Origin of the sequence: Enterococcus sp. DIV1537a, from assembly GCF_051712085.1 — a bacterium.
Taxonomy (GTDB): Bacteria; Bacillota; Bacilli; order Lactobacillales; family Enterococcaceae; genus Enterococcus; species Enterococcus faecalis.
Window position 1 is genome coordinate 2,076,167 of sequence record NZ_JBIOOE010000001.1, and the last position, 19,611, is coordinate 2,095,777.

Here is a 19,611-nt window from a genome sequence, read left to right on the forward strand (position 1 = left end):
AATTATAGCAATAAACATTGGCCTTGTCAACGTAAGACTAAAGATTTTCAAATTCTGTTGGTTCAACATCTGCTAAAACAGCAATCCAGGCATTTTCTTCATCTAACGCACTTGGCTCTTGATCAGCCGCTTCATTAATCGCGACTACCTTACCAGATAATGGACTACTGAATTCACTGACTGCTTTTTCTGCTTCTAATTCAATTAAAGAATCACCTTTAGCTAATGTTTGTCCGACTTTTGGAAATGTTGCAAAAGTAATCTTTCCTAAATCCTCTTGGGCTTCGGCGGTTAAACCAATTTTATAACCTGCTTCTGTTGGTAAGATCCATAATTGATCAATTTGTTTCATTTCACTCATTTTCCAAGCACTCCTTCGTAATCTGCTTCTTTAAAACCATTCGTTAGAAATGTATTGTTTTTTAAGAGAATTGGACGCTTAATCAACATGCCATCCGCAGCTAAACGCTGACTTGCTTCTTCAATAGAAAAACTGTCAACAAGATCTTTTAAGCCTTGTTCTCTATATAAAACCCCACTTGTGTTAAAAAAACGACGAACAGGCAAGCCGGTTTCTTTCATCCATTTTGCTAGTTGTTCACTACTAGGCGGTGTTGCTTTAATATCAATTGCTTGGTATTTAACGCCTTGTTGATCTAACCACGCTTTCGCTTTTTTACAAGTTGAGCATTTAGGATATTCATAAAGTGTGTACATTTCTACCCCTTCTTTCTTCTTTCTTTAACGACCACTTCTGGTACGAACCGTTTCTTGTTGGTAACGCATGGACATAATTAAGCCCACCCCAATCATGTTACCTAAAATGGAAGAACCACCTTGACTAATAAACGGTAATGGAATCCCAGTTAATGGTAGTAAACCAATATTCGCTCCAATGTTTTCAAAAACATGGAACAAAATCATCATGATAATTCCTGTGGCAATGTAGGCATAGAATTCATTATTTGTATCAAAACAAACGCGAATCATGCGGTAGATTAAAATAAAATACAACAAAATAATGAAACAGCCACCAATAAAGCCAAAGTTTTCACCAACAACTGTAAAAATCATATCTGACTCACGAACAGGGACATACACATCACTCACGTTAAAGCCTTTTCCGAAAAGGCCCCCAGAACCAATTGCTGTTAATGCTAGCGCTGGTTGGAATGAGCGATCTGGATCTGTATGGAAAGGATTTAGCCATAAATCAATCCGATCAAATTGATAAGCTTTAATGCCAATTTTAGACAATAAGTCTCTTCCTGTTTCTGTTGTTACCAAGTAGATGGTTCCAGCTCCGACTAGAGCAGCTATGATAAAGGCGGGCACAATAATTTTCCAAGTAATGCCAGACATTAAGAAAACTCCCCCAAAAATGGCTAAGAAAACTAACATCGTCCCGAAGTCTTTTTGTAAAAGTACTAAAACAATTACCGGAATCGCGACTAATAGCATTTTAGCGATTAGCCAAAAGTCGCTTTTGAGTGTTCGGTCCACATATTTAACATTATGCATGGTCACTATATAGGCCAACATCAAAATAAACGCAATCTTCATCAATTCCGATGGTTGGAATGTGGTGCCACCAAAGCGAATCCAGTTTTTAGAACCTGTTTGCTCTGCTAGCACGGGATCATAGAATTTCAGTAGTAATCCCATTAAGACTAATCCAAGTGCATAAAAAACGGGCGTTAACCGCCAGAGTAATTTTGAGCTAAAATGCATAATAATGACAATACTTAATCCTCCGACTAAATACCACAGTCCTTGTTTCATTAACAAGCTACCAATTTTAGGTTTGCTTGGATCATTGTAAAGCGCTACGTAAAGCGATAGCATACCAATTAGTGATAAAAGAAAAACTGGTAATATCACGCCGTAATCAATTCGACTATCTAAATTTGTTTTCTCTTTTCTATTCATTCGTCATCCCTTTTCCTTTGTTCATACGTTTTTTATTATATCTTTCTCACAGAAGAAAAGAAAGGAATTCTACTATATTTGAGAAAAACTTTAGAGAATTCAATAAAAATTTTTCTTTTCGATCGCCATTTATTCATGCTTAATTTTTCTACAAAAATTACGTTTCTTCCACTTCAGATAGGTATAGACTGCTTTCTTTCCAAAATAGCTATTGATTGGCTTTCGTATTTGCTTCTGAAAATTGAATGGACCAACTTCCTTCTGCTTTAATTTCTAAAATATACGTATCTGCGTCTTTAGGAATTTGAGCCATTGTTTTTCCAATGTAGTTTCCTTGTGTATCAATTAACTTTGCAATTTCTTGTCCATCACTGTCCACGATCCGAACAACTATTTTTTCCGTTCCTTTGAAAGTAATGTTTGCTATAACTGGCCCCTTTTTAAAAGCTAAGTTTGTAAATACATCATCACCACTTCCTTTTTTTGAAAACATTGTTCCAGCTAGCTTATCATCTACTTCATTAATACTAGTACTTGCCTGGGTTGTCTCACCGTAATTATCATCTCTGGCAGATTGTGGACTATTAATGTTAATTTTACAACCAGTCAAAATTAATAATGCCAGTACAGATAACCAGATATTTTTTTCATTTTCTCACATCCTCACAATGACACAACTAGTTAGAATCAACAATAATATGACTGAGACGAGACTAATTTTTAAAAATTTTTTCATAAAAATACACTCCTTTTTCTTTTTTAAATGAGAATTACCAAAAATAAAACTCATCTATTTTTAATTATATCTATATTTTTTTTGATTCTCAATTCTTACTCGTAAAAAACGAGTGTGGAACAAAAATCCCTTTGGATTTTTGTTCCACACTCAAAACCTGATAAACGGCGGGAATAGCATCAACACTACACGCTTCGATATTTCTCTGTAAAATACGAACAGATAAAATCAGCGTACAACTTGGTCCTCGAAGCTAAACAATTCTGTCCCGCCCTCGTCTATTATTCGCTTTTTCTTTGTTTTGTTTGTTGTAGCTCTTTATTAATTCGGACAATTTCGTTGCCAAAATTTTGCCAGTCACTGGCTCGCGGGGGCGCTAGCCAAATTAAACATTTTACTGAAAATAACGTTTTTGGTAAATAATCCGAAACTACTAAATCAGTATCTGGTCGAATCGCTGAATGAAAGTGAATGCTGAAAGATTCGAATATTTTGATTTGTTCTTTGATAAACTGAGTATATTTTTCTCCTTGCGTAAAATTCACATAAAGATTGATCGTGCTTTTTTCATTCCTTTGATCATAAAGACGGGATAACACTAATAGCAAATCAAAAAATAAAGAAAGCTTACTAAACTCAAACGCCGAACAATCCAACGCAAATAAAAACTGACGACAGCTATCAAAAACAATTGGGTAGCGTTCCTGAAAAAATTCTAAATCCATAATTCGTAAGGTGATATCGATAAACGGCGTAATAAAACGATGTTGATAAATAATCGGAACAATTTCTTGATAAAATTCTTCGTCCGAAATTGTAAACGGCATATAAGAAAAGAATAATGTTTTCGTAGCCGTAATTGCCTCATTGTGAGAACTCAGCAAATGTTCCGAAATAAGTTCACTTTGATAGACCGATAAATTGCCGATAATTCCTTGAATTTCTGCGTTTTTCTCTGCACGAGTCGCCTTCATCACTTCGTTGATCCAACATTGAATTTCTTGATAAATCGAACTTTCTTCGTCAAAAACGAATGGATTTTCTTCTTGGGATAAAAAATAATTAGCTTTTCTCTGCGTTCGCTCTAACGCCACCAATACATAATGTTTAAATAAATGAAAATTAGTGATATTTTCATAAGAGCCTTTCAATTGAGCCAATAATTGGTTCACTGCGCGAAGATCTGTTTGATTATATACTTCTTCAGAATCTTTGTAAATTCGGTAATAGAGCATAGTAAAATATTGTCTAATCGCCATTTCATTGCCGCTAAGTTGTAAATTTTTGGATAACTTGATACCATATTGACCTAATTCTTTCCGGATATGGTCAACAATTTTGTATACAACCGTTCGACTCATCCCGTGCTTTTCACCATATTTTTTGATTGAGGTAAACTGATGAAAGAAAATCGTTTTTAATAGATTAAATTCTAACGAGTCTTTTAAATAATATTCTTCAATAATACTTGAAGAAATACGAAGGCTTTGAGATAACAAAATTTCATTATTTTTTTCACTGATTTCCATCTCATTAATCAGACCAAAGCGTTGCAAATCTGCATTGATTTCTGTTATGTTCCGTTCTAGCAAATAAGGAGAAATAGCTAATTGCTTACATAAACGATCTTTTCGTTCAGAAAATGAATATTGTTGCTCTAACTTTCTAATAATCGCTAATTTTAAATTTTCCCGATCATCTAATAACAAGAATTCCATTTAAACTCTCCTTGTTCCATACAAAAGTGAGCCTGACAGGAAGCTTAAAGTGGTGCCAAATTGAGAGGCCCCACTTGCCGCTCCTCCAGTAATTTCCACTGGGGCTATCGTATCTATTTTTTTCAACAACTCATCATTTAACAGCACCTTTTTATTTACTCGTTCCTGTTCAATTTTATTTTTCTTTTTCTCCTGTTTTGTTTGTTGCTCCTTGTCCTGTCTCGAGGCAATAATTGGTCTTTCTGGCCCAATCATTGCTTGACTATAAGGAAGTTCTGCAAGCATATTCCCCTCTGCAGCAAAATTAGTAGGGTTGACATACACCTTCGCAATAGAAAGGTATGACTCGTAACGGAAGGTTACAAAATAAAGGCCTACTTTTTGAGTATTTACATTATTTTCTATAATTACATTTTCTAAGTTTAAAGGGCGTCCCTCTTTATCTTTTAGAAAAACGACATTGTCTAATGGTGACCATGCTTGATTAACTCCTAAAAACGTGTCTTTTAATTTAAGTTCCGTTTGATTTTCTTTGACCGTAATGGTTGCTGTTTCAATTTTGCCATCCACTTCATAAGTCACGGTGTATTTGCCTGGTGTTGTCGCTTCGTTTGCATAGCTATTCACTGAAGCAATCAACATTCCTGAAGAAAGAAATAAGGCTGTGCCGATACTACCATAATAAATAGTTCGCTGGTTCATCTCGTTTATTATTCCTCCAAACTATTTCATAAAAATAACTATCTTAACAGAAAAACCTGCTAATAGGTGTTCTTAAAATAAAAGTCACTTGTAAAACTTCCTATTTTCCAAGGAAACAGCTACCCTCATTCATGCACTTATTCATCTTTTAAGCGTGGAACAAAAGTTACTTTAAACTTTTGCCCCACGCTCATTTAATTATTTTCGTTTCTTCTTGATGACTATACCACTAATAATCACAATAAGTAATACAACAAGTCCTAGCACACGATATAGACCATTAGTTTGTTCTCCCGTTTTGGGATAACGTCCTTGCTTGTCAGGTTTCACAATGTGTGTGACATACTGACTACGTTTTATCGTGGTTTGATTCGTTGAGGAACTAGTCTGGTTGTTCTCATTTTTATCTGGTAGTGGTGTAGGATTACGATCAATCACATGAACAGTTGCTACTGTCGTCAATTGACGAGGTGTTTCGTTTGAAAACATTGCGAAAAGTCGTGACTGCACAGCTGGTTTGGTTTCATTAACTGGCTCAGTGGTATAGGAAATCTGGTACTCTCCTGTTTTCTTTGTATCAACTTCCCCTTTTACTTGAACCTTATCAAAGGATATAGCATGACCGTCACGATCTGTTGCTGAAACGAAATTATCTTCAGGTTTCCACGAATCACCAACATAAATCGTTGTATCTTTAACCTCTAACTTAGATTGGTCGGGTTTGACGGTCACATGGGCTGTTTCTTCTTTACCTTCGTAACTGTATACGATTGGATAAACGCCTGCTTTGCTAGTATCAACTTGACCTGAAACAGTGATTTTTTCGAATGGGACATCTTGACCTGTTTTATCTGTTGCTGAAACAAAGTTCTCTTCTGCTTCCCATGAATCACCGACATAAATCGTTGAATCTTTGACTTGTAAGCGACTGTCATCACGAACATGAACGATTGCTTTCGCTTCTTTTGTGCCATTTTTATAGACAATTTCATAATCGCCTATTTTATCGACATTCACTGTTCCCTGAACGTCAATTTTTTCGAAGGGAATGTCTTGACCTGTTTTGTCTGTTGCGGAAACGAAATTATCTTCTGGTTTCCATTTATCGCCGATATAAATCGTTGAATCTTTGACCTCTAACTTAGACTGGTCGGCTTTGACGGTCACATTAGCTGTTTCTTCTTTACCTTCGTAACTGTATACGATTGGATAAACGCCTGCTTTGCTAGTATCAACTTGACCTGAAACAGTGATTTTTTCGAAGGGAACATCTTGACCTGTTTTATCTGTTGCTGAAACAAAGTTCTCTTCTGGTTTCCATGAATCGCCGACATAAATCGTTGTATCTTTGACTTGTAAACGACTGTGATCAATTGTTTTAGTTAATGGAATTTTTAGTTGATTGTCTCCTTTGACCAGCTTAATGGCTTTTCCTGTCAAATACTCTTCATCCACGGAATATTCCTGCGGTACATTCGTTACTCGCAAAGTATAATCACCTGTCATGATGGCATCAAAGGAGTATTGACCTTTTTCATCTGTTGTAAATTCGGTTGCTGTATGCGTGACATTATCAATTAGTTCAAAAGAAACCTTCGCAATTGCTTGGTTTTCATCCTCTATGTTATGCGTATAGAATGTGGCAGTTGCTAAATAAACAATGCCTTCCGCATCACCTTCTGAGAATTTCAATGTAATTGGCGCAGTGGTGACTTTTTTCTTGCTAGCAGACATCTGGTCCAATATTTCAGAGTCGATTGTTGTTTCTGTATAGATTTGGCCAGCGTTTGCAGAGACAGTATTGTATTCAATCGTAATGTTTTCTGTCAATGTATAGTCTTTAAAAATAATTTTCGCACCGTTTGTAGTCTTCTCTAATGAATAAGCATCTTCTGGCACGCCTTTCACGGTAATAGAATTCAAATCGATTTGAGCATTGGTTGTGCCTTTTGGTGTTAATTCAATCGTTGGATTTTTCACACGATGTGTTTTATTATCAATATTTTTTGTTGTTACTGTTGTTTTTGTTACATTTTTTAATGTTGGATTCGCCGCTTGTGTTGCACTCAAAATGTCTAACGCTTCATTTTGAACAGAAACCGAAGCAGACCCTTCATTATTATTCGATTGTGGTTCTTTAGCTGTCCCTGTTATATAAAGAGTTGGCACGTCGATCCAGCCATTGGCGTTTTTATACTCAATAATGTAACGTTTGTTGGTTTTTCCAAAATCAAACGTGTAACTATTGGTATTTTCGTCAAAAGTAATCGTTGGGTATCCAGGACTGTCTGGTGACATTGGTTTATCAAAATAATAGCCACGATCCCAGTATTGTGGATAAATTGAATCTACCTGATCGTTTGAAACATCATAAATGTCAAAAAGAACATCGGCGCCAGCTGGAATTTTTGTACGGACGCTTAGTGAGTCAAAAGAATCATTTCGTGCATTGACAAGGAATTGATTTTTACTACTTTGAAGTGTTCGTTCAGAACCACGCTTACTATTAGTAGTTACTGTCGTATCAACTGGAGTTAAACCTTCAGCACTCATTGTTATCGGTATCGTATCGACTGGGATACTTTTATCTTTTGGCAAACTATCTGGCACATAATTAAAACCAATTGGAATTTGGATTTCGTTGGTTATTGGCGTAGTGAACTTAATAACTGAACCATCTGACGTTGGCGTTACTGTATAATCCGTTCCTAACTTGTAATAAAAATAAATTTCTTTTGTAGCTCGCAATGAAAGATAATTAGGATGCTTTACTTTAATTTCTAAATTTTGAATCGGTGTCTCTTTGCTTCCCATAACTGAGACAGTTGTTCTTGATGAATAGGCACCATTTTGATCATAATTACCCCAAGCAGTTTCAGCATTCAAAGGATTAACAACACTAATGGGTTCAATATATTGATCGGATACTAATTGAATGGCTTTATTGGGACCAATTACAGGTGTACTTAATGATAGATTAATGTCCTTCTTGTCAAAATCCATTGTTAAATCAGAAATATTTATTCTTAAATAGCTATCTTTTGTGGCCGTTAAGATGAGCCTGCCACCTTCAGTTTTAATATCAAAATAGTCTTCCAATTTTACATTTTCATATAAAGGTCCATACGCCGTAAATTTAGGATTCTTAATTTCTTGACCGTTTGTACTCTCTAATACGATTTGTTGACCCACTTTTGTTTCTGTTAACGTGCCATAAATTGTTACATAATATTTCCCTTTGCTTTGAAAACTGATATAGGACATACTACGCATTTCACGATCAGCAATTACTTTACTTGTTTGACTCGTCTTAGCAGTAAAATCGGTTGTTTGTTTAGTTCCTGTCGTACTTTTCAAAGAAATTGACCCAATTTTTGTTGTTGGATACTGCTGCGAATATAAGTAGTTATAGTCCGAAGCACTCTCTAAATAAATTGTCCGATTAATCGATAAGGAATAGGCTTTTTGTTGATTCATGTTTGGAACAGTTACAGCAATCCGCCCTAGTGAATTATCGCTTAATGTATAATCTTTGCCAGGTGTTAACAGGGTTTGCGTTTCTGGTAAAATTTGACCATTAATGTCGACATCGTAACTGAAAACTTGAGGTTCCAAGTTATCTTGTTTTCCAAAGACAGCGCCTGGCGTCTCTGTTGTTAATAATTCTAATGTTTGATTGCCAGTTAACGTCCGGTCTAAATTATAAAAAATTTCGCCATCTAACCCTGTCGTTCTGGTTCGTTCGTTATATTGAATTGGTTCTACTTGTTCATATAAATCAAACGAGTAGGTTTTTTTATTTTTTCCTGGAGTTTCAATTTTGATTAATGGTTCCGCCTCTGTTGTTAGATAACTTTTTAGTTCTACTTTAAAGGAGGTATCCGAAACTCGCTGATTAAACGTAATACTTAATGTTTTGGTTGCCGCATCGACTGCCCAAGTTGCGCCAATGCCTGTCACTTCTCCGCTGACAGTTGAATAACCTAAATGTTCTGGTAATTGAACTGTATAAACTGATCCAGGTGCATAACCCGTGTTTCCAACAGCAAATTGGAACGTAGCGGTTACCGGTGTTGTATTTAATTCGCGGTGAACCTCTGTTTGGCTGTATTCTGTTCCACCAATCGGCGCAAGACTCATACTGTCAAGTAGTTCATCTGTAATTGGCGCTTGAACATCTGGTAGGGCTTTTTCATTAAGTGAGGTGTCCTTGCCCTCCGTTGTTTGTTGTTCAGATGGTGTAGCAGCATCACTGGAAGCTGTTGTGCTCGCCTCTGTGGTTTGCGATTCAGTTGTTGCAGTTGGTTGATTCATTTCTGAAGTAGTCGTTGTTGCTAAAGGTAAAGATGGTGTTGAGTTCGATAACTCTGCCTCTTTTTTTGCTGTATCAGTGGTCTCTGTTTGTGCTTCTGTCGTTGTTACAGCATAGGCATTTACGGCAAACCCGAAATTTTGTGCGAGAAGTATACTCAACATCACAAAAGAAAAAGTTTTTTTCTTCATACTAATCCCCTTTCAATAAAATTCATATAACCTAATAATAGCTTGTTAAAAATGAAACAATTGATTAATTTTTTTTGAATCTTCAAAAAAAAAAAACATCTTTTCATAAAAAAATACTTGGAAAATCAGCCACAATCACTGTTTTTCCAAGTATTTTTTTATTAATATTTGTAAATTATCGTTTCTTTTGACGAAAAACGACCACGAAATAAACTGCAATAAACAATAACACTAAGAGCGAGTTACTATTTTTAATAAAAGTTAAAAATTGACTTGTTTGCATTGAAATGCCTTTGCCGCCAGTCAATTCTAATAAAAATTGTGTCGTACCACCTTTGCCTACTACAGTGACTAACATAAGCGCCATCAAAATAAATTGATGGAATAAACTCCCTTTTGTTTGTGTTGTATATTTGATAAGGATGCGGCTATCTTTAGGTAAATCTGTCTCTTGATAATATCGCCTAGCTAAAAAGCTGTTCAATGTGCTTTTGAAAAAACTCAAGAGAAACAGGCCTAAAATAGTCCACGAGGTAAGAAGTAATATTCCCAAACTTCCTGCCAGACCAACCATTGGTATGTTGTTTGACCATTGTTTCGTTTTACTAGCTACAATCATTGCAAAAATCATCCCTAAAACATAAGGTAAATAGAGATAGATGCCCATATGAGCTCTGCCATAAACCCCTGCAACATAAATGGAGCCAAATAAAAATAAATAGTTCCCGACAATCCCGTTAATCAAGGTCGCAAGATTCATTTCTAATGATACTTTATACGCACCGCGTTTGCCATAATGACTAACGAAAAGGACAGCCACCACAAAGAAACAGCAGGCGCCAACAATCGCATAATCAAATTCCACCGCATTCGTTAATAAGCGACCACTTCTTAATAAAAGTAATAACACAAAAAAGATAACAAACAGAATTAATTCTTTTCGTGAAACTTCTGCTGATTCTTCTTCTAGCTCGTTTAATGAAACAGGATAGCTCTTGATTGCTACTAAAGCAACCAGAAAATAGAGCGCGTACACCAATAACGCCAGTCCAATCTCAGTCGCTTTAAAAAATAAAGCGCCAAATAAAACAGCGGTCAATAAGACTGTCGTTAAAAGATTGCTATGACTTATTTTTTGACCTTCTTCTTTTAAGAAAAAGCGAATTGATTGATTACTTGGTGGCAACAATGCCCCACTAAGTCCTAACAACATTCCTGAAATACTATAAAGCGGGAAAGAATAAGCGCCGGCGATCCCAATTAAGGAGCCTGCCAAGCCTAACAATAGAGAAATCTTTAGTAGACCTAGACTAGTTAAAGACAAATTAATTCCTCGAACCAGAAAAATGCCTGTCATACGCAATGTATAAAATAAGACAAATGGTAAAATTGTTAGAAGGTTGTGTCCATCACTCAATTGAATGTAAAGTAAATAAGGCACAACAATAATCGTATTACTTAGTAAACTTAATGCTGTATTACCAAGACTTTCAATTTTTTTATTCATTTTGACCTCTTCTTTTATCTTTCATTTTCTATTATTTTTAGGGTAGCATTGTTTACTTTTTTTGTCCATAAAATAACAGATGTAGCAATTTCCTAATGTTTATTTTCCACTGTTACGTATAATAGTTAATGACAACAGCTTGGACTTTCTCTGTTCCATCATTTATATACGTGTGTACTTGATTAGCATCAAAATACATAGCGGCGTCTTTTGGAAGAAGGTATCTCTGACCGCCCACTTCAATAGCTAATGCTCCTTGAATAACCATGACATATTCTGTCGAACGTTTTGAATGCCCAACAGCTTGATACTTTTTCCCTGGATCTAATTCAAACTGAAAGAGTTCAAAGTTTCTTTCCTGGTTGTCTGAGTAGTAATTAAAGACTCGATAGGAGTGATCTTCAGAATGTTGTGTTACCGTCTCAGTTTTTTTAACCACGGGATTTTCTTTAACATAGTCATCTTCTAATAAATACGTATATGGAACATTGAGTCCATTACTTATTTTCCAAATTGTATTTATGGTAGGATTGGTGGTTCCTTTTTCAATCTGCGAAAGCATCCCTTTACTCACTCCGGTTACCCCAGCTAGTTCATCTAACGTAAGTTTTTTTTCTTGTCTAATTTTTTTTAAATTATTGCCAATAATTGTATTAATCTCCAAAATAGTTGCTCCTTCTGTTTCTTTTTATTATCTAAAAGTTTAATATATTGAACAAAAGTATTCTTTATTGTATTATACAATATATATCTTAGTTGTTCAAAAGGAGTGGTTAATAATGAAAACGCTCATTCGCTCGTTGTGTCTCATTATCGAAGGTCTAGATTTTCAGACACACGTGTTTAAATTTTATACAGAAAGAAGGAAAAAAAGAGAATGAACCACCAATTAGATGCACCCACTGGCATTCGTGAAGCCTTGCCAACGGTTTTTGGCTATATTGGTATTGGCATTGCTTTTGGTATCGTAGGACAAGCAGCAGGTTTTTCCCCTCTTATTGTTAGTGCGATGTCGTTTTTTATTTTTGCAGGATCTGCTCAGTTTGTAACAGTTAGTATGTTGACTGGTGGCAGCCCTATTTTATCTATTGTGTTAGCGACTTTCTTAGTAAATGCGCGTATGATTCTTATGGGAATGACCATTGCGCCTTACTTTAAAGCCGAATCTCTCGGTAAAAATCTCTGGTTGGGAACCTTACTGACGGATGAAAGTTTTGCACTAGGAATGAATAAATTAAACCATACCAAAGGACGTTTAAGTTTTGAGTGGTTTAATGCTGCCAATTTGATTTCCTATGCGACTTGGGTTTTTTCGACGATCATCGGTGCCTATCTAGGGCGCTTTATTGCAAACCCTCAAGCATTAGGTCTTGAGTTTGCGGTCGTGGCTATGTTCATTGGTTTACTCTATCTGCAGATAATTAGTGATCGTTCCATGAAAATCGCTTTACAACTCATCATGGTCCTGATTACTTTTGGGTTGATGTCTATTGGTCTAATTTTTATTCCCAGTAATTTAATTGTCTTAGTTGTCACGTTAATCGGTTGTGGAATAGGAGTGATGATAAAACATGCCTTCTTCTGAGTATCTCTTTTTAACAATTTTAGGCTGTACCGTTGCAACCTGGCTTTCAAGAATACTGCCATTTTTACTTTTAAAAAAAATCAGTCTGCCACAGAAATTATTAGAATATCTAAGTTTTGTTCCCATTGTGATTATGTCCGCCTTATGGTTTAGTAGCTTATTTGAACAAAGAATAGGGCATTTACCAAGCCTCAATCTTCCTTATTTATTCGCTTCATTTCCTACCATTTTAGCCGCAATACTTACTAAAAACTTATTGCTTATTGTACTGGTAGGCATTGCTTCATTTGCACTAATCCAAAATTTTATCTAAAAAAACAGACAGGCACTACCAGATGGTAGTGCCTGTCTGTTTTTTTAGATGCCAGCTGCAGGGATCGAACCTGTGACCTACGCGTTACGAGTAAATAAAAAATAATTTCCTAATTATAAATACTTTTAAATCAATCTTTTTTTACAAATAATCCAATATTTACATCAGATAAAATACATTTTAGGCAGATTTTAGACATACATAAATAACTACTGTAACTACAATAAAACTATTCTTGAAGTTTCTATTACTATAGTAGTTTATATTTATCGGAAAATACTTTTATAATGTAATTACGGACAAAAATGTTCGATATAATACATTATGGGATCCTGTTACAACTAATTCAGACTGGAGACGAAGTTATTGTTTTAACTCTGTATAATTTAGGCAAGAATAATAAAGAAATTCGTAATCGAGTCATTGCCATTCATTCAAAAAAGGCTCGGTTGACAGTTATTGATGCAGAATTTTTGAACTTTCAGACTGAAAACCAGCAGTTTAATGAACTAGGGTTTCAATTATTCGTTGATCTTTTAGAGGAAATTCCACGAATAAAAAAGTTTGGAATAAAGAGCGGCAACTAGAAGGAATTCAGCGAGCAAAAGAAAAGAAAGTCTATAAAGGAAGACAAGCAAAGTATTCCGAAACAACTTCAAATCCAGAAAATCGAACAGTTTATTTTCAGATTAAGGATTTAATTTTAAAGGAGTTTCCAATCACGTCCATTCAAAATATGACTGGGGCAAACCGTATGACTATTTATAGAATAAAGAAAGACCTGGAAAGTTAAAATTCCAGGTTCTTTTTCCATTTTAAACTATTTGAATAATAAACTTAAACTATAAACCACCATTTAAAAAGGAAATTGACATCCTTTGAAACAAGCGCTCACCTTAAAATGTCAATTAAATCTTTTTTAGCTGCATCTGACGCAGGCATTACAGAGAAAACTAGACCAATAACTGAAGAGACGCCCACTGCTAGTATAATAGTAAATAAATCAACTGATACGTGGACCTTTATCAAAGATCCAATACCATAAGCAAAAATCATCCCTAATAAATAACCAATTATTCCTCCAGAAATAGTTAAAATTAAACCTTCTAAAAGGAATTGTAGCATAATAGATTTTCGAGTAGCTCCTAACGCTCTTCTTATACCAATTTCTTTTGTTCGCTCAGATACAGAGATGTACATCATATTCATGACCCCTACCCCCGCAATAAACAATGATATTCCTGCTACAGCTGTTATAAAATAAGTAATTGTACTGAGAATCTGACCAATTCCTTTCGTTAACATTGCTGTATCTAATACTTCATATTCACCCAGATGTCTCAAACTACCCTTATCTTTTAATTGTTTTATTACTTTAGAAGTCACCTTATCGGGTTTAACTCCTTCTTCTAAAGTTAATGTTAGAGAGGAGGTATTTTTATCTGATTTAAAATAATAGTGATACGTATCTTTTGGAATTTCAATATTTGTATTTGACAAGGAAAACAAATTATCTTGCTCTTCTCCAGGAAAAACCCCTACTACTCTAAATAATTCTTGCTCAATTTCAATTCCTTTACCCAATGCTCGTTCTGGTGTATTAAATAACTCTTTGGCTGTAACTGAATCAATTGTTGCTACTTTATTTAATAATTCACTATCTTGACCTGTTAAATTCCTGCCAATAGAAACTTTTTTTCCTTCAGAATCTATAAGTTTAATCTGTCTATTTTTTTTATTTCCTCTAATAGACAAATCTTTGTAGATTTGCTCTTCATCAATTTTAGAATAGTCAGCTTTTTTTACCCCTTCTACATTTCTTACTGTAGATAAGTCTACATCTTGAAAGAATTTTGTATTTGTATCATATAAGGACGTATCACTCGGTGTAAAATTTAATTGAATTTCCACATTCTTAGAATCACTCTTAGTAAGATTTTTTACGGTATCTTTCTCGAACCCTCTTCCAATAGCTAAAATTGTAATAACAGACGATATTCCTATAATAATTCCTATCATGGTTAATACACTACGTTTTCGATTATTTTTAATTGCTTTCCAAGCAGAACGCATGTTTACATAAAGATTCATTGCACCAACTCCTTATCTTCAATAATCGCACCGTCTCTAATAGTAATCAACCGGTGACAATAAGGAACAACTTCAGGGTTGTGCGTAACCATAATAAGCGTTACGTCATCTTCTTTATTTAAAGTAGTAAAAAGCTGCATAATCTCCTCTGAGGTGTGTGTATCTAAAGCACCTGTCGGTTCATCTGCTATAATAAACTTAGGGTGATTAATCAATGCTCGGGCAATGGCCACCCGCTGCTGTTGGCCACCAGACAACTGCTTTGGGTATTTATATTCTTTTCCTTTTAAACCAACTCTATCCAATACGGAAAAAACTTTTTCCTTCGTTTTAAAAGGAGACACCCCATTATAAAGAAGAGGTAGTTCTACATTTTCATAAACTGTGTTACTCTCAATCAAACTAAAGTTTTGGAAAATAAAACCTACTGTTTGATTTCTTATTTTAGAAAGAATGTCATCTGCTGTATTAACCAAAGATCTGCCTTCAAACAAGTATTCTCCCTCAAACTTACGATCGATAAATCCCAAAAGATTAATTAATGTCGATTTGCCAGATCCTGAAGGGCCCATGATCGCTATCATTTCCCCTTTTTTGATGGATAAATGAATATCTTTTAATACATGAAGTGACTCCTCTTCATTTGCATAGTATTTATTTATCTTATTGAGTTCAATCATTGTTTCACCGTCACTTTTTGACCATCTTTCAGACTAGTATCTGGTTTTTCAACAATTGAATCATTTTCTTTAAGTCCAGTCTTTACTACGTATTTATCATTATCTTCTTTTACTTCTATTTTCTGTTTAACGACTTTTCCATCTCTATAAATAAAAACGAATACCTCATTATTATTTTCTTTAACTGTATTCTTTTTAGCCAACTCTAAATTATTCATTGGAACACTGATTTGGACATTATAACCATAATGAATAGGTTCTTTAGGGCTAATTATAAAGGAGAATGTTGAAATTGTACTATTTTTAGTTGATGATGTATTTTGTGGACTGACAGCCATCTCTTCAGGCAGTGCATTTATTTCAGTAATTATTCCGTCTGTTGCTTTTTCTTCATTGATTTGACTAATCGTTACAGGTTGACCCACTTTTACTTTATTATAATCATATTCTGTGACAGAACCTTTTATAACTGTCTCTGGACTCACAATAGTCGCATATGGTACTGTTGCGTCTACTTTCCCTTTATCGTTAATATAGACAATTCCTTTGAATGGTGCTGTTACGGTAGTGGTGATTTTCTTTTTTGTTTGTTCAATAGTATTATTGGCACTGGATAAATCAACATTCGCCGCATCTAACGCTTGTTTTGCTTGTAAAACCGCCTCTTTTTGTGCATCTAACGATTGTTGTATGGTTTCAATTTTACTATCAGCTTCAGCTTTTTCGGATTTTTTCATTTCATCATCCATTTTTTTATTTACAATGGTGGTTTGTTCATTTTTAGCAACAGTTAAGCGATTTTCTAATTCTTGTTGTTTTTGTGTTGCATTATCTAAATTTATTTGAGCATTTGTAACTGCCAGATTCAACTTTTCTAAAGATTGGGTTTGTTCTTCCGCTTGATCTTCAACAGTTGTATTTTGATAAGTAGCAACTACATCATTTTCATTGATTTCTTGACCATTTTTCACGGAAATAGTATTAATTTTCCCAAGGGATTGATCAAAATTTAAATAACTAGTTGCTTTAGGTTGAACAATTCCTTTTAAAACCAAGGGACCACTCTTTTTTACCCTGATAATTTGATAGGGCTTTTCTTCTTTTGGTTCAGTGACGTTCAACTTATAAATAAGGGTCGCGCTGATTAATAGTACTCCAACAAGACAGCCTATGATCGTTAAAGAAACTTGTTGTTTTTTAGTTAACTTTTTCAATATCATTCTCCCCTGTATTTACTTTGAATAAGTAGACTAAAACCATAATTACTGGTAATTTGAACACTAACATGAAAATAATAGTTGTAATTCCGATAATTAGTCCCATAGATTGCATTTCTGAAGTATTTGTAAAACTAGGCGTTGTTAACAAAGAAAATATAATGGACACGACAGTCCATCCCAAATTTAAATAATAAGGATATTTTAGTGGAATTTGATTCTTTTTTATCTTCCTGTGTGAAATAAAAAAGAAAATCACAAAAGTAATTGAAAAAAGAACATTTAAAACTGTAAACACTTTTACTGGCATACTGCTTAATTGATTATAAATGCTCATCCCCTCTGATCCAAAATCTGTGTATAGTGTTTTATCTGGATTTAATGCAGCAGGTAGCCCAATAATTGAAAAAATTGTTCCAACTGAAGTCAATACTAGAGCAATTAAATTCCATACTTTAATTTTTTTTACTTGTTTTTTATAATTGTCCATTAACTTTAAATCCTTTCTTGTCATCACTTAAAAAATCTAATTTTTAAAAATCTAGAGCGTGTTTGAAAACTATCAGTCGTTCATGTTAATCTCTATTCAGAGGTGCCTTAAAATGAGAAAAAAACGTGAATTTTCTGATGTACAATGGCTTCAAATTAAAGGATTATTTCCACCTTATAGAACTGGACGACCCCAAAAAGATCATCGGTTAATGTTTGAAGCAATCCTATGGATTGCACGGAATGGCGTACCATGGAGAGCTCTACCAGCATATAATGGACCGTTTGAAACCGTCTATTCTCGTTCTAAAAACTGGCAAAAATCAGGACTATTGGAGCAGTTATTTCTTAAATAATCAAAAGATCCGAATACAGAAAATTTTAGTATTGATTAAACTTCTATAAAAGTCCATCAGCATAGAGTTGGTGCAAAAAAAGGCTGAAAATTCAGAAGTGAATCAGTACATTGGTTTAAGTAGAGACGGGAAAATAACAAAATCCATGCAATTGTTGATGGATTGGAGAATCTGGTATCCTTTCAACTCTCTTCAGGAAATATTTATGATGGTAGTTATGCCATACACACGCTATCTAATATCAATATCAACGGCTACAATATTCTAGCAAATAAAGCCTATAATTTCTTCTGCAATTCGTGAGTTTATCAACCGCGAAGGAGCGACTTACACCATTTCCCCAAAGTCTAATGCAAAAGAAAAATGGACTGTCGATTGGAACATTTATAAAGAACGACACTTAATAGAATGTTTCTTTTGTAAAATCAAGCAATTCCACAGAATTGCCACAAGATACGAAAAATTAATGGAATCTTTCATAGGATTTATTTATCTTGTCACTATATTTATTCTAACAAAATAAGTTTCAAACACGCCCTAAACTAAATTAGATTTTTTCAAAATATGTTAAGATTGTAAATTTATAATCAATTGAATCTTTTATTAGAAATTTATTTTACTTTTTAATAAGTTTAAGTCTCTTTATAAAGTTTCATTTGTCATCCCTCTAAGTCTACCTGTTTGCCTGCATGATTGGCTTCATAAACAACAATTCATTTTTTGATTACTTGATTAAATGAACTTTTTTGTCAAGATTACTTCAGTACTACCTTCCTTAACAACTAAATTGTATAATGTTATTTAAATAATTCTTCATATTTCATTGAAATATCTACCTCGACTAAGTTGTAGTAAACTTTTAGTATCGGGCTCCTTACACCATAGGACTGATTTGTTTAACACACTAACATACGACGTTGCGGACTTAATGGCAGGGTTCATGTTTTCAATATATGTTATGCATTCATCTTATAACTAAATTCAATAATCAAGACTATCTATAAAATATAGTAGGTAGTTTCAAAAAACATAAAAATTTTTAAAATTATAATTGTATAGCTTTTTTAATTCCTTGTTTCGCAATAGCTGCTTTTACAGCAGCGAATACACCAGCTAAACCAGCGGTTGCCCCACCAATAATCGAAATTATAGATCCAACTGTCAATCCTGCGTTAATTAAACCCACAATTTTTTCAGCTACTCCCTGCGCAATACCATATGCTACTAAGTCATATACCATGAATATTCCTCCTTGTTTATACATGTACCCTGCTATTAAATCCGCAACTAGTTATTACAATAAAGCTATTAACGAAAAAGAAATAATTAATATTACTTTACTCTTCAAGGACACGCTAGATATCCGGCTAAACAATTTGAAATTAGTAAGGCCAATCACTATTATCAAGAATAGTGTAACAGCCCAACTAGAAATCTGATACTTACCAACTATTAATATCAAGTTACTCACAGTGAGAACAATTAACTTGATAGAATAGTCAACAAAAAAAATTCTTTTGAATAAAATTAATGCTCCTTCTTGAAAGATTTTTTTATATAAGTATTTTAATATAATATATTCTAATAAAATTATTACAATTAAAGAAACCATAGAGAATATGGCACCTAATATTATTACTCCTGTTAGTTGTTGTTGGTCGATTGACACCGCTTCTAAAGTATTTTCTGGAAGTTCAATTAACTTCAATATAAGTGTCAACCCGTATATAAATAAGCTAATATAAAAAAATGTTTTAAATAAATTTTTTTCTATCTTTTGCAACG

General features: G+C 34.2%; 20 protein-coding genes. 5 read left to right on the forward strand and 15 right to left on the reverse strand.

What is annotated here, in order from left to right; genetic code table 11:
• Window positions 1-37: 37 nt before the first annotated feature.
• The 9 genes from IGJ41_RS10175 to IGJ41_RS10215 all read right to left on the reverse strand — a co-directional run bounded on the left by IGJ41_RS10175 (window position 38) and on the right by IGJ41_RS10215 (window position 11,759).
• Window positions 38-352: a glycine cleavage system protein H gene (locus tag IGJ41_RS10175; RefSeq protein WP_011109554.1), complete on the reverse strand. Its 315-nt coding sequence runs from the start codon at window positions 350-352 to the stop codon at window positions 38-40.
• Window positions 353-357: 5 nt separating this feature from the next.
• The gene (locus IGJ41_RS10180) at window positions 358-717 is read right to left on the reverse strand and encodes an arsenate reductase family protein (protein ID WP_002381535.1); all 360 of its coding nucleotides are present in this window, start codon (window positions 715-717) and stop codon (window positions 358-360) included.
• A 24-nt stretch (window positions 718-741) separates the two neighbouring features.
• Window positions 742-1,929, reverse strand: a complete 1,188-nt coding sequence (locus IGJ41_RS10185; protein ID WP_002367107.1) for an FtsW/RodA/SpoVE family cell cycle protein — start codon at window positions 1,927-1,929, stop codon at window positions 742-744.
• 208 nt (window positions 1,930-2,137) lie between these two features.
• A complete protein-coding gene (locus IGJ41_RS10190) occupies window positions 2,138-2,539 on the reverse strand; it encodes a hypothetical protein (protein WP_225620469.1) in 402 nt (133 codons plus the stop codon).
• Between the two features lie 407 nt (window positions 2,540-2,946).
• A complete protein-coding gene (locus IGJ41_RS10195; RefSeq protein WP_002411083.1) occupies window positions 2,947-4,383 on the reverse strand; it encodes a helix-turn-helix domain-containing protein in 1,437 nt (478 codons plus the stop codon).
• The gene (locus IGJ41_RS10200) at window positions 4,384-5,085 is read right to left on the reverse strand and encodes a bacterial Ig-like domain-containing protein (protein WP_002381532.1); all 702 of its coding nucleotides are present in this window, start codon (window positions 5,083-5,085) and stop codon (window positions 4,384-4,386) included.
• 198 nt (window positions 5,086-5,283) lie between these two features.
• On the reverse strand, window positions 5,284-9,588 hold the full coding sequence (locus tag IGJ41_RS10205; RefSeq protein ID WP_438714378.1) for a bacterial Ig-like domain-containing protein: 4,305 nt from the start codon (window positions 9,586-9,588) through the stop codon (window positions 5,284-5,286).
• Window positions 9,589-9,763: 175 nt separating this feature from the next.
• Window positions 9,764-11,095: a hypothetical protein gene (locus IGJ41_RS10210; RefSeq protein WP_002359673.1), complete on the reverse strand. Its 1,332-nt coding sequence runs from the start codon at window positions 11,093-11,095 to the stop codon at window positions 9,764-9,766.
• Window positions 11,096-11,207: 112 nt separating this feature from the next.
• Window positions 11,208-11,759, reverse strand: a complete 552-nt coding sequence (locus tag IGJ41_RS10215; RefSeq protein WP_002381530.1) for a helix-turn-helix domain-containing protein — start codon at window positions 11,757-11,759, stop codon at window positions 11,208-11,210.
• A gap of 213 nt (window positions 11,760-11,972) precedes the next feature.
• Here IGJ41_RS10215 and IGJ41_RS10220 point away from each other — a divergent pair, with 213 nt between their 5' ends.
• From IGJ41_RS10220 to IGJ41_RS10230, 3 genes are all read left to right on the forward strand, one after another.
• A complete protein-coding gene (locus tag IGJ41_RS10220; protein WP_002381529.1) occupies window positions 11,973-12,680 on the forward strand; it encodes an AzlC family ABC transporter permease in 708 nt (235 codons plus the stop codon).
• A complete protein-coding gene (locus IGJ41_RS10225) occupies window positions 12,667-12,993 on the forward strand; it encodes an AzlD domain-containing protein (RefSeq protein ID WP_002362235.1) in 327 nt (108 codons plus the stop codon). The genes IGJ41_RS10220 and IGJ41_RS10225 overlap by 14 nt, the downstream gene beginning before the upstream one ends.
• Window positions 12,994-13,298: 305 nt before the next feature.
• On the forward strand, window positions 13,299-13,580 hold the full coding sequence (locus tag IGJ41_RS10230) for a hypothetical protein (RefSeq protein ID WP_033628162.1): 282 nt from the start codon (window positions 13,299-13,301) through the stop codon (window positions 13,578-13,580).
• Window positions 13,581-13,884: 304 nt separating this feature from the next.
• Here the strand turns inward: IGJ41_RS10230 and IGJ41_RS10235 are convergent, their stop codons facing one another.
• From IGJ41_RS10235 to IGJ41_RS10250, 4 genes are read right to left on the reverse strand one after another with little or no spacing between them, the layout of a single operon-like run.
• Window positions 13,885-15,084: an ABC transporter permease gene (locus IGJ41_RS10235; protein ID WP_033628161.1), complete on the reverse strand. Its 1,200-nt coding sequence runs from the start codon at window positions 15,082-15,084 to the stop codon at window positions 13,885-13,887.
• On the reverse strand, window positions 15,081-15,764 hold the full coding sequence (locus IGJ41_RS10240; RefSeq protein ID WP_032490246.1) for an ABC transporter ATP-binding protein: 684 nt from the start codon (window positions 15,762-15,764) through the stop codon (window positions 15,081-15,083). The genes IGJ41_RS10235 and IGJ41_RS10240 overlap by 4 nt, the downstream gene beginning before the upstream one ends.
• Complete coding sequence (locus IGJ41_RS10245) at window positions 15,761-16,984, reverse strand: efflux RND transporter periplasmic adaptor subunit (protein ID WP_050443800.1); 1,224 nt, start codon at window positions 16,982-16,984, stop codon at window positions 15,761-15,763. The genes IGJ41_RS10240 and IGJ41_RS10245 overlap by 4 nt, the downstream gene beginning before the upstream one ends.
• Complete coding sequence (locus IGJ41_RS10250) at window positions 16,962-17,495, reverse strand: hypothetical protein (RefSeq protein ID WP_438714634.1); 534 nt, start codon at window positions 17,493-17,495, stop codon at window positions 16,962-16,964. The genes IGJ41_RS10245 and IGJ41_RS10250 overlap by 23 nt, the downstream gene beginning before the upstream one ends.
• Before the next feature lie 88 nt (window positions 17,496-17,583).
• On the opposite strand from IGJ41_RS10250, the gene IGJ41_RS10255 reads away from it, so the two are divergent.
• Together IGJ41_RS10255 and IGJ41_RS10260 are read left to right on the forward strand one after the other, a co-directional pair.
• The gene (locus IGJ41_RS10255; RefSeq protein ID WP_161634111.1) at window positions 17,584-17,826 is read left to right on the forward strand and encodes a transposase; all 243 of its coding nucleotides are present in this window, start codon (window positions 17,584-17,586) and stop codon (window positions 17,824-17,826) included.
• 295 nt (window positions 17,827-18,121) lie between these two features.
• Window positions 18,122-18,349 carry a transposase gene (locus IGJ41_RS10260; RefSeq protein ID WP_438714636.1) on the forward strand — a complete coding sequence of 76 codons (228 nt, stop codon included), beginning with the start codon at window positions 18,122-18,124 and terminating at the stop codon, window positions 18,347-18,349.
• A 522-nt stretch (window positions 18,350-18,871) separates the two neighbouring features.
• Here IGJ41_RS10260 and IGJ41_RS10265 read toward each other — a convergent pair.
• Entirely contained in the window at window positions 18,872-19,066 is a 195-nt protein-coding gene (locus tag IGJ41_RS10265; protein WP_033628158.1) for an uberolysin/carnocyclin family circular bacteriocin, read from the reverse strand.
• A gap of 54 nt (window positions 19,067-19,120) precedes the next feature.
• Window positions 19,121-19,609 (reverse strand): hypothetical protein, encoded by a 489-nt coding sequence (locus tag IGJ41_RS10270; RefSeq protein WP_033628157.1) that lies wholly within the window; start codon window positions 19,607-19,609, stop codon window positions 19,121-19,123.
• Window positions 19,610-19,611 lie beyond the last annotated feature (2 nt).